The sequence below is a fragment of the Bradyrhizobium sp. 604_D8_N2_3 genome, assembly GCF_051810765.1.
Taxonomy (GTDB): Bacteria; Pseudomonadota; Alphaproteobacteria; order Rhizobiales; family Xanthobacteraceae; genus Bradyrhizobium; species Bradyrhizobium barranii.
In genome coordinates, this window is the sequence record NZ_JBPWPM010000001.1 from 3,156,804 (window position 1) to 3,172,190 (window position 15,387).

Sequence of the window (15,387 nt, forward strand, 5' to 3'; positions counted from 1 at the left end):
CGCCTGCCGGGATCCTTCCGATGGCCGCTAGCTCGCTTGCCAATCGCCTGTTCCTGTCGGCGACGGCGTGGCTCGTGGTGATCCTGGCCATCACCGGGGTGGTGCTGTCGTCGGTCTACAAGAGCGCCACCGAGCGCGCCTTCGACCGCCGGCTCAATCTCTATCTGCGCACCCTCATCGCCGAGGTCGCAACCCCCGACGAGCCGCCGGATCGTCAGTTCCAGTCGCTCGGCGAGCCCCTGTTCGAGCTGCCGCTGTCGGGCTGGTACTGGCAGATCACGCGGACCGATACCGAGAAGCCGGAGGTGCGCTCGTCGCGCTCGCTCTGGGACAAGAAGCTGCCGAAGCTGGAGGAGCAGGGCACCGAGCTCACCGCCGCCGGCATTCGCCTCGCCTATGTCGACGGGCCGGAGGGACAGAATCTCCGCATGGTGGAGCGGCCGGTCGATCTCGGCGCGGACGGCAAATATCTGGTCAGCGTCGCCGGCGACGACACCGAGATTTTCGACGAGACGCGGAGCTTCGACTACTACCTCGGCGGCACCTTCACCGCGCTCGGCATCGTGCTGCTGCTGACCACGGTGTTCCAGGTGAGGTTCGGTCTTGCGCCGCTCAAGCGCATCTCGGAATCTATCGCCGACATCCGCTCGGGGCGGGCGGAGCGGCTCGAAGGTGAATTCCCGGTCGAGATCGCGCCGTTGGCGCGCGAGACCAACGCGCTGATCGATGCCAATCGCGAGATCGTCGAGCGCGCGCGCACCCATGTCGGCAATCTCGCCCATGCGATCAAGACGCCGCTCTCGGTGATCGTGAATGAGGCCGGCACGCACGCCACCGAGCCGTTCGCAGCCAAGGTGATGGAGCAGGCGGACGTGATGCGCGACCAGCTCGCCCATCATCTGGAGCGCGCGCGCATCGCGGCGCGCGTCTCGGTGGTGGCGACCGTGACGGAGGTCGCGCCCGTCATCGAGGCGCTGCGGCGGACCATGGAGAAGATCCATCGCGATCGCGACATCGTGGTCGAGGCCAAGGCCGATCCGTCCGCAAAATTTCGCGGCGAGCGGCAAGATCTGGAGGAGATGGTCGGCAATCTCGTCGACAATGCCTGCAAATGGGCGGCCTCGCAGGTCTTCATCGAGGTTCTGGTGGAAGCGCCGCACCAGACGGGCGCCGGCCCGCGCCTGCGGATCATCGTCGACGACGATGGCCGCGGCCTGTCGGAGGCCGAGCGCGCCCAGGTCTCCCGGCGCGGCCAGCGGCTCGACGAGTCCAAGCCCGGCTCGGGGCTCGGCCTGTCCATCGTGACCGACCTCGCCGCGCTCTATGGCGGCAGCCTCTCGCTCGCGGGCGCCCCGACCGGTGGCCTGCGGGCGGAGCTGGTCCTCCCCGGAATATAATCCTTTGTTCCGGCACGACTATTTGGCTGGTCCGGTACCGATCCGGACCAAACCGGAGCTATTTCGGAGCGACTTCCTAAACGGCTTCTTAAGTGGGCCCCATCTATGATCGCGCAGGACGCATCCCACGTCTGCCATTTTATCGTGCATCACCCGGGCGCATGAGCCAGACATCGATCGAGCGGCTGAGGGAATATCTCGCGCAGCTCCCGCCGCAGTCGCAGGCGCTGCTGATGCGGGAGTTCGAGCGCGCGCTCGAGCGCGGCCAGGACACGGCGGTGGCGACGCTCGTGCTAGAGCAGCTGCGCAAGATCGTCCGCAAGACCGAAGTCGACGAGGCTGCGCCGCCGCGCACGGACGATCTGTCGCGGCTGTTGTTCCAGGTGCTGGAACCGTTCCTGGTCGAGACGGGCGCCCCTGTCAGGGTCGGCCAGATCCGTCGCTCCTCATTGCATCCGATCTGGCAATGGCTCGGCCGCGATGGCGCCCCCGACAAGGTCAACGAATTCGAGGCGGCGCTGGCGCGCATGCCGGCTTCAGACAGTGCAGGGCAGGTCGAAGCCCTCGCGGCGAGGCTCCAGGCCGTGGCCGCGGATGCCATCTTCGGGTTGACGGGTCCCGGCGGCGGCGACAAGTCGCGCGCGCTCGCCCGTGTCGGCCCGCCCAACGTGATCGAGGACCTCTATTCGATCGGAGCGGTGCTTCAGGTCCGGGAAGCCATCGCTACGCTGAACGAGAAGCTGCCGCGCTTCCTGCGTACCTTCGGCGAAGCCCAGATCGCATCTGTGACGTCCACACTCAACATCCCCGCGCTCCAGACGCCGCAGATGCTGGCCTTCGCGCTGTCGATGGTCGTGCAGCGGATGACCGCGCCGTGGCAGATCATCCGCCTCGCCATCAAGATTGCCGCGTCCGACGACGAGATCCGCGTCGCGGCCACGCCCTACGGTGTGGCCGTCACGATCGCCCTGCATGATTTGTCCTGCGTTGCCGCGATCCTGCGCATGGACATCAAGCGCGGCCATTTCGAGAACGTCGCCGACAATCTCAAGGCGCTGCATGACGGCGTGCGCGGTCTTCGCACGGAGCTCGATCTGCGCAACGATTCCGTCTGGGGCAAGCAGCTGACCTCGATCCGGGCCGACATCTCCAATGCGCTGCAATCGGAGATCGACAGCGTTCCCGGCCGCGTTCGCCGCATCCTGCGCCAGCGCGCCGAGAAGGACATTCCGCCGGGGGCGCGGATCGACAGCACCGAGGTCGAGGAAACCGCGGCGCTGATCGATTTCGTCGCGACCTGCCGCAACTACGCGAGCGAGCTTGCGATCAACGAGGTGACGTTGCGCACCTATTCCGATCTCCAGCAATATGTCGAACGCTCGACCGAGCAGTTGGTGCAGTCGCTGCGAGCGGCCGATCACAAGGTCCGCACCTATCGGCAGCAGCAGGTGCAGGCCGCGATCCGCTTCTGCCAGGTGCTGTTCGGCGATGATTACGCGTCGCTGATGAGCCGCGCCGCAGAGAACGCGGCCACGGGCGAGCGCAAATCGTCGCGGGCAAGCTGATCAAGCGCATTTTTTTGTGATCACAATTTGTGGTTGACGGTGCCGGTGGCGGGCCCTACGGTCGCCGTGCAAGATTTTGGAATTTCTATCTGTGGGCGCATGAAACCCCTTATCAGCTCCATCGAAATTGAAAACCGCGTCATTGTCGCCAAATACCAAAGGCTGATGGTTGGCGCGAAGGTGGTGCTGATCGAGAAGGCAAGCGGCCGCCAACTGCCTGAGACCGTCACCAGGGTCGCATCGACCGTTCCCGTCGGGGCGTTGCGCATCAGATTGCCTGAAGCAATCGAGCCGGGAACATACTTCCTGAGGGCCTTCAACGGGCACGGCGAGGACGCCGCTCAAAGCGCGGACTTCGAGATCCGTTAAGCCGTTGGATTTTCACAGTTTCGGGACTGTGTGCGGTCGCGCCGAATTGACAATTGTCAATTGCCGCATCGTCCGGCCGTGGTGTAAAGCCACCTATGGGCGCGGTTCGCGCGCCGCCGGAAGCTTGCCTGATGACGCTATGGTTCGTGTTCGCGCTGATGACGGTCGCGGCGATTTTCGCCGTGCTTCTGCCGCTCGGCCGCAGCGGACGCGCGCAAAATCAGGGGAGCGAGGTCGCGGTTTACAAGGACCAGCTGGCCGAGATCGAGCGTGATCTCGCCGCAGGACTGATCGCCGCGCCGGAAGCCGAGGCCGCACGTGTCGAGATCAGCCGCAGGCTGCTTGCCGCGGCCGGGAGCGAGCCTGTATCGGAACCGACATCGAGCCTCAAATGGCGCCGCGCGGCGGCTGTGCTGGCGCTTGCCGGCCTGCCGCTCATTGCGATCGGCGTCTACATGCCGCTCGGCTCGCCCAGGCTCCAGGACTTTCCCCTGGCGCAGCGGGAGCGCGGGGCCGGGTCCGGCATGGCGCTCGAGAATCTCGTCGTGCAGGTCGAGCAGCATCTGGAAAAGAATCCGACCGACGGGCGCGGCTGGAACGTGCTCGCGCCGGTGCTGGTGCGGCTCGGCCGCTTCGACGATGCGGTGCGCGCCTATCGCAACTCGCTTACCTACAATGGCGAGAGTTCGGAGCGCCGGGCCGATCTAGGCGAGGCGATCGCGGCTGCTGCCGGCGGCGTGGTGACTGCCGAGGCCAAGACCGAATTCGAGCGCGCGCATGGCCTGAACGCGGACGATCCCAAGGCGAACTATTTCCTCGGGCTTGCCGCCGAGCAGGATGGCCGCAAGGACGATGCCGCCAACATCTGGCGCGCACTGCTGGCGAAAGCGCCGGCGGATGCGCCGTGGCGCCCTCTGGTGCAGACCTCGCTGGCGCGGGTCGGCGGCGGTGGCGCTACGATGCCGGCGCTGTCTGACGAGACGATCGCAGCCTCCAAGGACATGAACGAGGGCGATCGCAACGCGATGGTGCGCGGCATGGTCGAACGCCTGGCCACCCGGCTGAAGCAGAACGGCGATGATGTCGAGGGTTGGCTGCGCCTGGTGCGCGCCTATCTCGTGATGGGCGATCGTGACAGGGCAATGGGCGCTTCGACCGACGCCCGACAGGCTGTCGCCAACGATGCCGCGCGGCTGCGCCAGCTCAACGAAGGCCTCAAGACTCTCGGGCTCGACGGATGACGATGTCGGGACGAGGCGAGCGGAGAACGGATACGCGATGACGCGCAAGCAGCGACGTATGACCATCATCGGCGGCTCCCTCGCGGTGCTCGCGCTTGCAGCCGCGCTGGTGCTCAACGCTCTGCGCGACTCCATCGTGTTCTTCTCGACGCCGACGATGGTCGCCGAAAAGCACGTCGAGCCCGGCAAGCGGTTTCGTCTCGGCGGCCTAGTGCAGCCCGGCTCGCTCCAGCGCGGCGATAATCTCGCCGTGACCTTCGAGGTTGCCGATGGCGGCGCCAAGCTGCCGGTCGCCTACAAGGGCATCCTGCCCGACCTGTTCCGTGAAGGGCAGGGCGTGGTGGCCGAAGGCGCGCTCGACGCCAATGGCGTGTTCAAGGCCGACACCGTGCTTGCCAAGCACGACGAGACCTACATGCCCAAGGAAGTCGCCGATGCCCTGAAGAAGCAGGGGCATTGGAAGGACGATTACGGCGCCAAGGCTTCTGATAGCGTCAAACCCGCGGCGACGACCGCGCAGGGCAACTCGCAGGGAGCAGTGCGTTGATCGCGGAATCCGGACACTACGCGCTGGTGCTGGCCCTCGGCCTGGCGCTGATCCAGTCCATCGTGCCGCTGATCGGTGCGCGTCTGCGCGATGCCGCGCTGATGAACGTGGCGCGCTCCGCCGCGCTGGCGCAACTCCTGTTCGTCGGTGCGTCGTTCATCGCGCTCGTGATGCTTCACGTGAACTCGGATTTCTCCGTCGCCAACGTCTACGAGAACTCCCATTCGATGAAGCCGCTGATCTACAAGATCACCGGCGTGTGGGGGAACCATGAAGGCTCGATGCTGCTGTGGGTGTCGATCCTGGCGCTGTTCGGCGGAATGGTCGCCGCCTTCGGTAACAATCTGCCGCTGTCGCTGCGCGCGCATGTGCTGGCCGTGCAGGCCTGGATCGCCAGCGCCTTCTATCTCTTCATCCTGGTGACATCGAACCCGTTCCTGCGCATCGCCAATCCGCCGATCGAGGGACGCGATCTCAATCCGGTGCTCCAGGACATCGGCCTCGCCGTGCATCCGCCGATGCTCTATCTCGGCTATGTCGGCTTCTCGATCTCGTTCTCCTTCGCCATCGCGGCGCTGATGGAGGGGCGGATCGACGCGGCCTGGGCGCGCTGGGTGCGGCCGTGGACGCTGGTGGCCTGGATCTTCCTGACCCTCGGCATCGCGATGGGGTCGTACTGGGCCTATTACGAGCTCGGCTGGGGCGGCTGGTGGTTCTGGGATCCGGTCGAGAACGCCTCGCTGATGCCGTGGCTCGCCGGCACGGCGCTGCTGCACTCGGCGCTGGTGATGGAGAAGCGCAACGCGCTGAAGGTCTGGACCATCCTGCTGTCGATCCTGACCTTCTCGCTGTCGCTGCTCGGCACCTTCCTGGTGCGTTCGGGCGTCATCACCTCCGTGCACGCTTTTGCCACCGATCCGACGCGCGGCGTGTTCATTCTGCTGATCCTCTGCCTGTTCATCGGCGGCAGCCTCTCGCTGTTTGCAGCGCGCGCGACCTCGTTGAAGCAGGGCGGCCTGTTCGCGCCGATCTCGCGCGAGGGCGCGCTGGTGTTGAACAATCTTCTGCTCAGCGTGGCCTGCGCGGTCGTGCTGTTCGGCACGCTCTATCCGCTGGCGACGGAAGCGCTCGACTTCAAGATATCGGTCGGCGCGCCCTTCTACAATCTCACCTTCGCCCCGCTATTCGCGTTGCTGCTGCTCGCGGTGCCGTTCGGGCCGATGCTGGCGTGGAAGCGCGGCGATCTGCTCGGCGTCACCCAGCGGCTGCTTGCGGCGGGCGTTGCCGCGCTCGTTGTGATCGCCATCGTCTGGGCCTGGACCCGTGGTGGCAGTGCGCTGGCACCATTGGCAATTGGGCTTGGAGTCTTCGTCATCGCCGGTGCCGTGACCGATCTGTCCGAACGGACCGGTTTGTTCCGCCTGCCGTTCGCAACGACGCTGCACCGGGCCCGCGGCCTGCCGCGTTCGGCCTGGGGTTCTGTGTTTGCCCATGCGGGCCTCGGCGTCGCGCTGATCGGGATCATATGCGAGACCACCTGGAACAGCGAGTATATCGCGACCATGAAGCAGAACGACGTTGCACACGTCGCCGGCTATGATCTCAAGCTCGACGGCCTGTCCCAGCGTCAGGGGCCGAACTTCCGCGAGATGATCGCCGAGTTCAACGTCAGCCGCGACGGTGAGAAGATCAGCGTCATGACGCCGTCCAAGCGCAACTTCACGACGCGCGGGTCCTCGACCACCGAGGCCGCATTGCTGACGCGCGGCGCGAGCCAGCTCTACGTTTCCCTCGGCGACGCGACTGCCGATGGCGCCATTGCGGTGCGCATCTATCACAAGCCGCTGGTGCTGCTGATTTGGTGGGGACCGGTGCTCATGGCCTTTGGCGGCATGCTGTCGCTGTCCGACCGGCGCCTGCGGGTCGGCGCACCGAAGCCGGCGCGGGCCAAGCAGCGCCTTCAGCCGGCGGAGTGATCCGATGCGGCGGATGATGGTCACGATCGTTGCGCTCATGCTGCTGGCTTTGCCCGCCGCCCACGCCGTGCAGCCCGACGAGATCATGTCGGATCCCGTGAAGGAGGCACGCGCCCGCGACTTGTCGCGCGAGCTGCGCTGCATGGTCTGCCAGAACCAGTCGATCGACGATTCCGACGCGCCGCTGGCGCGCGATTTGCGGCTGCTGGTGCGCGAGCGGATCGCTGCCGGCGACAGCAATTCGCAGGTGCTCGACTTCCTGGTCGCGCGCTATGGCGAGTTCGTGCTGCTCAAGCCGCGCTTCGAGCGGCAGACCATGCTGTTGTGGCTGCTCGCGCCGCTGCTGCTGATCAGCGGCGGCCTGGCGCTCTGGCTGCAAATCCGCCGGCGCGCGCGAAGCGGTGCAGACCTACCAGCTCCGCCGCTCACTGCGGATGAAGAGTCGCAGCTCGCCGCCTTGATGTCGGACGAGACGAAGTCGTCCTAGGCTACGTAATGATACGTAGGCCGTCTGCCACAGCGTGTTTCATGCTCTGTTGACCTTTGTCTGGAAGCTTGTCGCGAAATTCAATTCCAGATTTTTGAGTCCTCAGCGATGTTCACGAACAGCAATCTGACGATCCGCTTCCTGATCGGCGCCGTCGTCGCTGCATTATTGTTCCTGCTGGGCATCGGCGGCGGCACCGGCTTCGTCGCGGTGCTCTACCTCAACAACGAGATCACCAGCCTGTCGTCGGATTTCGCCGCGCTGAGCGGCCCCGCGCGCGAGCATGCAATGCTGATCTACCAGCAGGCGCAGGCGGCATTCTCCTATTTCCTGATCGCCTGCGGCGTGATCACGGTGGTCGCTGTCGCGATCTGCCTCACTACCTGGTTCGCTGTGCGCAACGGCATCCTCAATCCGCTGGCGGCGATTGTGCACGCCATGCGTGAGGTCGCCGATCAGAAATTCGAGACGCCTGTTCCGGGCCTCGGCGTTACCAACGAGATCGGCCTGCTCGCCGGTGCACTGGAAGTGTTCAAGACAAACGGCTTGGAGCGGCGGCGCCTCACCGAGCAGCAATTACACGAAGCGCAGCATCAGGCCGAGCGGTCGAAATTCCTGGACGCCCGGATCAAGCGCTTCAACGATCTCGTTGCCAGCGTGGTCGACAGCGTGGCGTCCTCGGCCGCGCACCTGAAGAGCAATGCCGAAACGCTGTCACGGACGGCCAACGACACCAGCTCCAAGGCCAATGCGGTCGCGAGCGCGGCGAACCACGCCAGCGCCAGCGTGCAGATCGTCGCGGGCTCGGCCGAGGAGATGACGAACTCGATCGGCACGATCAGCCGCCGCGTCACCGACGCGACGCAGCGTGCCGAAGGCGCGGCGACGCAGGCCGAGAAGAGCCGCGACACCATCCACACGCTGTCGGATGCCGCCGACAAGATCGGCGAGGTCGTGCAGCTCGTGCAGGCGATCGCCTCGCAGACCAACCTGCTGGCGCTCAACGCCACCATCGAGGCGGCGCGGGCAGGGGACGCCGGCAAGGGTTTTGCCGTGGTTGCCTCCGAAGTGAAGAGCCTCGCGCACCAGACCAGCAAGGCGACGGAGGAGATCACCTCGCACGTCGCCAGCATCCAGGGCATCACCGCGGAGACGCGCGGCGCGATCGACGGCATCTCGAAGACGCTGTCGGAGATCTCGTCGATCATGTCGGGCATCGAGGTCGACACCGCCCAGCAGCGCAACGCCACGCAGGACATCACCCGCAGCGCGCAGGATGCCGCGCATGGAACGCTGGACGTCTCCAACCACATCGTCCAGATCACCTCGACGTCGGCGGAGACCGGCCGCATGGCGGCCGAAGCGCGCGATTCCGCCGTCGATCTGTCGCAGCAGGCCGAAACCCTGAAGCGTGAAGTCGACGAATTCATCGTCAGCGTGAGGGCGAGCTGATCTCGCCAAAGGCGTGGTCTACGCTCGTCAGGGGAACTCGATTAAGTTCCTGTAAGGCCACGACTTTCGGCGTGCGATAAACTGCCGCAACGGCGCGACCCTTCATTACAAAAGTTTAACCCCGCCGCCAGCGCACGGTAAGGCGGGAGCCCCCATCTTCATGTCCGTAACGTGCTGCCATCCGGCACCGAAAGAATTCAAGGCCTTGGAGATTCCTGCATGACCGACCGTCCCGACCTCACGAACCTTCCGTCCTACCGGCCGCCCCGCCGGTCGGTTTTCTCCGCGCGCAGGATCGCGCTGATGGCTTCGGTCGTCGCTGGCCTCGGGATTGCCGTCCACGGCTTCAGCCCGTCGACCTCGCCGAGCGAGCTGTTCTCCAGCCCGGCGCATGCGCAGGTCAACAACGAGGTCCGGAAGGTTGAGCGTCCGGTCGGATTCGCCGACATCGTCGAGCGCGTGAAACCGTCGGTGATCTCGGTGAAGGTCAATATCAAGGAGAAGACCGCGAGCAACGACGATGGCGATGATTCCTCCTCGCCGTTCCAGCCGGGCTCGCCGATGGAGCGCTTCTTCCGCCGCTTCGGCGGTCCGGATGGTTTCCCGGGCCAGAAGGGTGGCCGCGGCCGCGTTGTGCAGGGCCAGGGCTCCGGCTTCTTCATCTCCGCCGACGGTTTTGCCGTGACCAACAACCACGTGGTCGACGGCGCCGACAAGGTCGAGGTCACGACCGACGACGGCAAGACCTATACAGCCAAGGTGATCGGCACCGACCAGCGCACTGACCTCGCCCTCATCAAGGTCGAGGGCAGCTCGAACTTCCCGTTCGCCAAGCTCGCCGACAGCAAGCCGCGGATCGGCGACTGGGTGCTCGCGGTCGGCAATCCCTTCGGCCTCGGCGGTACCGTGACTGCGGGCATCGTGTCGGCCAGCGGCCGCGACATCGGCAACGGTCCCTATGACGATTTCATCCAGATCGATGCGCCCGTGAACAAGGGCAATTCCGGTGGTCCCGCTTTCGACACCAACGGCGAGGTGATGGGCGTCAATACCGCGATCTACTCGCCCTCCGGCGGCAGCGTCGGCATCGCGTTCTCGATTCCCGCGAGCACCGTGAAGAGCGTGGTGGCCCAGCTCAAGGACAAGGGCTCGGTCAGCCGCGGCTGGATCGGCGTCCAGATCCAGCCTGTCACCTCCGACATCGCCGACAGCCTCGGCATGAAGAAGGCCGAAGGCGCGCTGGTTGCTGAGCCGCAGGCGAACGGTCCGGCGGCCAAGGCCGGCATCGAGTCCGGTGACGTGATCACCTCGGTCAACGGTGAATCCGTCAAGGATGCCCGTGAGCTTGCCCGCACCATCGGCGGCATGGCGCCCGGCGCGACCGTGAAGCTCAACGTGCTGCACAAGGGCCAGGACAAGGTCGTGAACCTCACCCTCGGCCAGCTGCCGAACACGATCGAGGCCAAGGCCGACACCGACAAGGATAGCGGCAAGGGTGCGAGCCGTGGCACCGACGTGCCCAAGCTCGGCATGACCGTCGCGCCCGCCGACTCAGTGGCTGGCGCCGGCAAGGAAGGTGTCGTGGTCACCGAAGTCGATCCGAAGAGCGCCGCGGCCGAACGCGGCTTCAAGGAAGGCGACGTCATTCTCGAAGTCGGCGGCAAGAGCGTGAGCACCGCCGGCGAAGTCCGCGACGCCATCAACACGGCGCGGACCGACAACAAGAACAGCGTCCTGATGCGCGTGAAGAGCGGCGGCCAGTCGCGCTTCGTCGCCGTGCCCATCGCCAAGGGCTAAGCCTTCAGGAGGTCTACGAGATGAGGGGTGTCGCCGGCATCAGTCGCCCCCGCCGCCGACGCCCTTCGGGGGAGCAGCGTAAGGCCCGCTCCCCCAGCCTACCTTCCGGTGGAATTACGCCCCCCTCCGTCGGAAGGCCTAGGGCGGTGAGGTCCCCCCAGCTTCACCGCCCGCCTTTTTGCCTACCCAAGTCCCGTTTGCTTGGCTTGCATGCGATTGCCGCTCGCGCCATGTTCAGAGAAGGTTGACCCCCTTGACCGCCGCCGAACGCACGATGCGCCTCCTCATCATCGAAGACGACCGCGAATCCGCCGACTATCTCGTGAAGGCGTTTCGTGAAGTCGGACACATTGCCGACCACGCCGCCGACGGTGAGGAAGGCCTCGCCATGGCCGAGAGCGGCGATTACGACGTGCTGGTGGTCGACCGCATGCTGCCCAAGCGTGACGGCCTGTCCCTGATCGGCGCGTTGCGCGACAAGGGCGACTCGTCGCCGGTGCTGATTCTCTCCGCGCTCGGGCAGGTCGACGATCGCATCAAGGGTCTGCGCGCCGGCGGCGACGACTATCTGCCGAAGCCTTATTCCTTTGCCGAGCTGCTGGCCCGGGTCGAAGTGCTGTCACGGCGCCGCGGCGGTCCGGCCGAGGACACGCTCTACCGCGTCGGCGATCTCGAGCTCGACCGGCTGTCCCATCGCGTCGCCCGCGGCAAGGACGAGCTGACGCTCCAGCCGCGCGAATTCCGCCTGCTCGAATACCTCATGAAGCATGCCGGCCAGGTGGTGACGCGCACCATGCTGCTGGAGAACGTCTGGGACTACCATTTCGATCCGCAGACCAACGTGATCGACGTGCACATTTCGCGGCTGCGCTCCAAGATCGACAAGGGTTTTGAGCGGCCGCTGCTGCACACGATCCGCGGCGCCGGATACATGATCCGTGACGGGATTAGATAAAGCGAAGAAACATCAATCGCTTCGCTCCAAGGCCCGCTTGTGGCTTACCGTTTTCTTACCGGCCCGCAAGGGTGTGCCAGATATCAAACGTTCACGACTCGCGCTTACTTCGGGCAGGCGAGATTCTGGCCGGAGAGGACCATCATGGGTGGCAAGAGGCATGCCTCGGAGGAGATTTCGGCCAAGCTGGCCCAAGCCAAAGAACTTGTAGCCAAGGGAAAGACCCAGCGCGAGATATCGAAGGCGCTTGGTGTCAGCATCATGACCTACCATCGCTGGAAGAAGATGCCCGGTTCGTCGGTGCCGGTTGATGGCCGGCGCGGGGAGGCCGAACGCCGGCCATCCGGTCTCAATGAGGCCAGCACCATGGAGACAATCAAGCGGTTAGAGCTAGAGAACGCGCAATTGCGACGTCTCGTGACCGACATGCTGCTGGAAAAGCTGAAATACGAAGAGGAGCTTCGGGCGCGCCAGACTTCCTGAATTTGCATCGCCAAGCCCATTCGCGCGGGCCTGTCTTATGCCGCGTCCTCATGCTTTGCATCGGGCAAGCTATCAAGCCAGGCCTTGATCTCAGCGGGCAGCACTACGACGCGCCGGCCGTGCTTCTTGGCCTTTAACACGCCACCGCTGATCGCCTCGCGCACCGATGTAAGACCGATGCCCGTTAGAGCGCTGGTTTCCTCGGGAGAGAGGGATAACCGCTCTGCAAGCGGCACTTTATCCCTTTGTCCAAAAGCGTTCATCTACCTTTGATCTCCTGATTGATCGGCTTCGGCTGAATTATGAGACCACTGCTGGCCGCGAGACGGAAGGGTTTGCGCTCGCAGACGCATGGCGCGTGACGAGATGCGCCCTCAGGTCGCCCTCCGTCGCGTGTAGTTGCTCACCGCGGATCTCCGCGCGGCCGCTGGCGATCAGCCTGGCGACGACGCTCTCACCAATGCGTCGCGTGCCGAACCGCCAGCCGCCGCGCGGCGCCCGCTCAAAGGGGCTGAATTCGAGCAGGCGAAGGAAATAGGTTTGGGTGTGGGTGTTGGCGCGCGTGCCCATCGTCACGCGCTCCGGATGACGGGCGTTGCGGCGAGTGGCGCCTCGATCGCGACGGCAACGAAATGCCGGCAAGCGAGCAGATCACGCCAGCGTGCTGCACGCGGCGTGGTCGCGGCGGGCAGTGGCAAGGGCGGTTCGCCGTCGATGCAGGCCCGACAATCAGGGCAGCCGCAGACGGATAGGAGACCGGGGAAATAGATGCACATCAGGCTCGCGCCCCGTCCTGGCGCGCATAGGCCAGCGTTCGCGCGGCGTCGATGTGCTCGAACACCTGAGAGCGGCGCCAGCCCTTGCGGACCAGGTCGACGAGCGCGACGCCTTCGCTGGTCGTGGTGATGTCGATGAGGTCGGTTGCAAGCTGCGCGATGGCCGGGGCGCCCTCCAGCGTGGTGCGGGCCGCCGGCAGGACCGGCGGGGCAATCAGCGCGGCGGTACGCTCGCGCTCCATCTGGACGGCTTCGGCGGCGGCGGCCGCATCCTGGCGCACCTTGCGTGCGGCGAGCAGGGCGTCGAGCGTGGCCTGACGATTGACGCGCTTACCACGCATCACGGCGTCCGTGCGGGGGCAGCCCTTGGCGCGGACGTCGGCGAAGCGATTCTCGGTGCGGATATAGAAAAAGCCGTGCAGCTTCAGCTGCTGGTCAAAGGCGGCGGCGGTGAGGTCCGTTAGGTGTTGCACGGCGGCGATCTCCCGTGATCTGTTTCACGGGAAACATATCGTCGGAAATTTCCTACCGTCAACACCAAAAGTCGGAAACGTCCGACTTTTGTCCCTAGAGGTCCAAAATCGTCCGCTTAACCCGGCCGATCACCTCGAGGTCGCGCGGCTTGAAAAACAGGGGCTTATTGAGGGGATTGGTCGAAAACGGGGCGAGGTGCGGATTGGTGCCGCCTTGCCACATCTTGTAGGTCGTCTCGCCCTTGATCGAAAAGACATAACAGCGGCCGTTGACCAGGCTGCGCTCGGCGCGGTTGACGACGATGATCGAGCCTTCCGGCGAATAGCGATCCATTGAATCGCCGTCGACCGTCAGGGCAAAGAACTCGCCGCGGCCTAGATCGGCAAATGCCAAGAGGGGGACGTCATCGATTGGAATTTGGCTCGCCGGGCTTCGCAATCTTCCGGCTGTCACACGATCGAGGAGGGGGACCATCGCAAGTTTGGGCGCGCCGGGGCTGGTGCGCCGAGGGGGCGGCCCCACTAGGTCGGCCACAGTCCATTGCAATGCCGCGGCCACCAGAGGCTGCCTGCCAGCACTGAATGATTGCTTCTTACCTTCCAAAAAGTCCCGGATGAAATTCCGCTCAAGGCCCGGAATGGCTTTCGCAGCCTCGATCGGGCTGAGGTCAAGCTCGGCAAGCCGCGTCTTAATCCTTTGGCGCAGTTCGTTTTTCTCCATGGCGGATTTATCCGACGCGCCTTGTCCAAAGGCGAATGGGATCTTTCCGACGTATGAATATCGACGAATCGGAAATTTCCGACTATCCGTCGAATCATGGAGCAGGAGCTGATTCGCAATATGAAGGCCGTGGCTGATGCCTTCCGCGTCGCGCGGCCTCTCGCGCTTGGCACTCTGGGGCGGCTCGCGGCGGGCGATTGGCGCTTCTTCGATCATCTCGGCTCCAAGACGTTCACGGCTCGTAAGTACGACCAGGTGATCGCCTGGTTCTCGGCCAACTGGCCGGCAGCGGCGGTGTGGCCTGACGATGTGGCCCGACCCGAAGAGGTCGAGCCATGAATGCATGCCGGTTCCCAAACTGGAGGTCGAGCGCGGGCTGCGCTGAAACGGCCGATTTTTATCTCTGTGGAAGGTCACACATCGGGCTCGGCGCGCCCTGTGGACGCGTGTGGAAAACACGCTCCGGTACTGCATTTCATGGGGTTTTCACAAGGGGTGGGGGACATGGCGGACACGCTTGCGCGCATCGCAGATCCTGACGATCTGCGCTTTCTCGTCATGCTGGCGGCTGTACTGGTCATCGGCGTGCTGGCGGTCGCTGCCGGCATGCAGATGCTGCCGCGGGACGCCGATGGCGGTTTCGGCTTTCGCTGGGCGAGGCGCCCATGAGCCGTCGTCGCCAAAAGGCTTCCGCCTTCGCCAATGCTTCGGCGGACAAGTCGCCGGGCAAACGGGGCCGCATCCGTGCCGAACGGGTCGAGGTGCGCTGGCTCGACGGCGCGAAAAGCTTCGCGACGCTGACCATCGACGAGGTGTCGCCTGAGATCCTGATGATCGACGGCGAGCCGTTCGTGCGTGCGGAGTTCTGCGGCGTCGCCGTCGAGCAGGGGCGATCGCCGCTCTATCTCCAGGTCAAGCCCTACCGCGTCGACGCGGGCCTCTTGGAGGGCGTGTGATGGGGGCGCTCATTCGTCACCGGTCGCCGAATGCGGCGGACGTCTCGCGGCAGCAGCTCAAGCGCTATCGCGAGGTCATCACGCTATGGCTGCACAAGCGCGACACCTGGGAAATTTCCCTAGAGGTGAACCTGCCGGAAAGCCTGGTCGCGGGCTGGGTCGCCAATTTTCGCGAGCTGGTGAGGGGCTGAG

Annotated in this window: 19 protein-coding genes; 15 read left to right on the top strand and 4 right to left on the bottom strand. The window is 65.0% G+C overall.

Annotated features, from left to right (window positions below; all coding sequences use genetic code 11):
- Positions 1–20: 20 nt before the first annotated feature.
- The 11 genes from AB7245_RS14980 to AB7245_RS15030 all read left to right on the top strand — a co-directional run bounded on the left by AB7245_RS14980 (position 21) and on the right by AB7245_RS15030 (position 12,269).
- Positions 21–1,397, top strand: a complete 1,377-nt coding sequence (locus tag AB7245_RS14980) for a sensor histidine kinase (protein WP_085402738.1) — start codon at positions 21–23, stop codon at positions 1,395–1,397.
- A gap of 161 nt (positions 1,398–1,558) precedes the next feature.
- On the top strand, positions 1,559–2,962 hold the full coding sequence (locus tag AB7245_RS14985; RefSeq protein WP_085402739.1) for a hypothetical protein: 1,404 nt from the start codon (positions 1,559–1,561) through the stop codon (positions 2,960–2,962).
- A gap of 99 nt (positions 2,963–3,061) precedes the next feature.
- Positions 3,062–3,331 (top strand): hypothetical protein, encoded by a 270-nt coding sequence (locus tag AB7245_RS14990; protein WP_085402740.1) that lies wholly within the window; start codon positions 3,062–3,064, stop codon positions 3,329–3,331.
- A 131-nt stretch (positions 3,332–3,462) separates the two neighbouring features.
- Positions 3,463–4,572 (top strand): c-type cytochrome biogenesis protein CcmI, encoded by a 1,110-nt coding sequence (ccmI, locus tag AB7245_RS14995; RefSeq protein ID WP_085402787.1) that lies wholly within the window; start codon positions 3,463–3,465, stop codon positions 4,570–4,572.
- A 37-nt stretch (positions 4,573–4,609) separates the two neighbouring features.
- Positions 4,610–5,119: a cytochrome c maturation protein CcmE gene (ccmE, locus tag AB7245_RS15000; RefSeq protein WP_085402741.1), complete on the top strand. Its 510-nt coding sequence runs from the start codon at positions 4,610–4,612 to the stop codon at positions 5,117–5,119.
- Positions 5,116–7,095, top strand: a complete 1,980-nt coding sequence (locus tag AB7245_RS15005) for a heme lyase CcmF/NrfE family subunit (RefSeq protein ID WP_439034363.1) — start codon at positions 5,116–5,118, stop codon at positions 7,093–7,095. The genes ccmE and AB7245_RS15005 overlap by 4 nt, the downstream gene beginning before the upstream one ends.
- A gap of 4 nt (positions 7,096–7,099) precedes the next feature.
- On the top strand, positions 7,100–7,582 hold the full coding sequence (locus tag AB7245_RS15010) for a cytochrome c-type biogenesis protein (RefSeq protein ID WP_135214846.1): 483 nt from the start codon (positions 7,100–7,102) through the stop codon (positions 7,580–7,582).
- A gap of 108 nt (positions 7,583–7,690) precedes the next feature.
- Positions 7,691–9,034 carry a methyl-accepting chemotaxis protein gene (locus AB7245_RS15015; RefSeq protein WP_085402744.1) on the top strand — a complete coding sequence of 448 codons (1,344 nt, stop codon included), beginning with the start codon at positions 7,691–7,693 and terminating at the stop codon, positions 9,032–9,034.
- A gap of 219 nt (positions 9,035–9,253) precedes the next feature.
- Positions 9,254–10,831 carry a Do family serine endopeptidase gene (locus AB7245_RS15020; RefSeq protein WP_028149896.1) on the top strand — a complete coding sequence of 526 codons (1,578 nt, stop codon included), beginning with the start codon at positions 9,254–9,256 and terminating at the stop codon, positions 10,829–10,831.
- A 274-nt stretch (positions 10,832–11,105) separates the two neighbouring features.
- Complete coding sequence (locus AB7245_RS15025) at positions 11,106–11,786, top strand: response regulator transcription factor (RefSeq protein WP_063986547.1); 681 nt, start codon at positions 11,106–11,108, stop codon at positions 11,784–11,786.
- 144 nt (positions 11,787–11,930) lie between these two features.
- Complete coding sequence (locus AB7245_RS15030; protein WP_439034364.1) at positions 11,931–12,269, top strand: helix-turn-helix domain-containing protein; 339 nt, start codon at positions 11,931–11,933, stop codon at positions 12,267–12,269.
- A 35-nt stretch (positions 12,270–12,304) separates the two neighbouring features.
- Here AB7245_RS15030 and AB7245_RS15035 read toward each other — a convergent pair whose 3' ends face one another.
- The 4 genes from AB7245_RS15035 to AB7245_RS15050 all read right to left on the bottom strand — a co-directional run bounded on the left by AB7245_RS15035 (position 12,305) and on the right by AB7245_RS15050 (position 14,239).
- Positions 12,305–12,532, bottom strand: a complete 228-nt coding sequence (locus AB7245_RS15035; protein ID WP_439034365.1) for a helix-turn-helix domain-containing protein — start codon at positions 12,530–12,532, stop codon at positions 12,305–12,307.
- Positions 12,533–12,569: 37 nt separating this feature from the next.
- Positions 12,570–12,839, bottom strand: coding sequence for a hypothetical protein (locus AB7245_RS15040; protein ID WP_439034366.1), 270 nt, complete (start codon positions 12,837–12,839; stop codon positions 12,570–12,572).
- Positions 12,840–13,044: 205 nt separating this feature from the next.
- Positions 13,045–13,518 carry a phospholipase gene (locus tag AB7245_RS15045; protein WP_439034367.1) on the bottom strand — a complete coding sequence of 158 codons (474 nt, stop codon included), beginning with the start codon at positions 13,516–13,518 and terminating at the stop codon, positions 13,045–13,047.
- Positions 13,519–13,612: 94 nt separating this feature from the next.
- Positions 13,613–14,239, bottom strand: a complete 627-nt coding sequence (locus AB7245_RS15050; RefSeq protein ID WP_439034368.1) for a S24 family peptidase — start codon at positions 14,237–14,239, stop codon at positions 13,613–13,615.
- A 96-nt stretch (positions 14,240–14,335) separates the two neighbouring features.
- Between AB7245_RS15050 and AB7245_RS15055 the strand changes: the two genes are divergently transcribed.
- The 4 genes from AB7245_RS15055 to AB7245_RS15070 all read left to right on the top strand — a co-directional run bounded on the left by AB7245_RS15055 (position 14,336) and on the right by AB7245_RS15070 (position 15,386).
- Complete coding sequence (locus AB7245_RS15055; protein ID WP_439034369.1) at positions 14,336–14,578, top strand: hypothetical protein; 243 nt, start codon at positions 14,336–14,338, stop codon at positions 14,576–14,578.
- A gap of 165 nt (positions 14,579–14,743) precedes the next feature.
- A complete protein-coding gene (locus AB7245_RS15060) occupies positions 14,744–14,908 on the top strand; it encodes a hypothetical protein (RefSeq protein WP_439034370.1) in 165 nt (54 codons plus the stop codon).
- On the top strand, positions 14,905–15,195 hold the full coding sequence (locus AB7245_RS15065; protein ID WP_439034371.1) for a hypothetical protein: 291 nt from the start codon (positions 14,905–14,907) through the stop codon (positions 15,193–15,195). Before AB7245_RS15060 ends, AB7245_RS15065 begins: the two co-directional genes overlap by 4 nt.
- Complete coding sequence (locus AB7245_RS15070; protein WP_439034372.1) at positions 15,195–15,386, top strand: hypothetical protein; 192 nt, start codon at positions 15,195–15,197, stop codon at positions 15,384–15,386. The genes AB7245_RS15065 and AB7245_RS15070 overlap by 1 nt, the downstream gene beginning before the upstream one ends.
- Position 15,387: the final 1 nt, after the last annotated feature.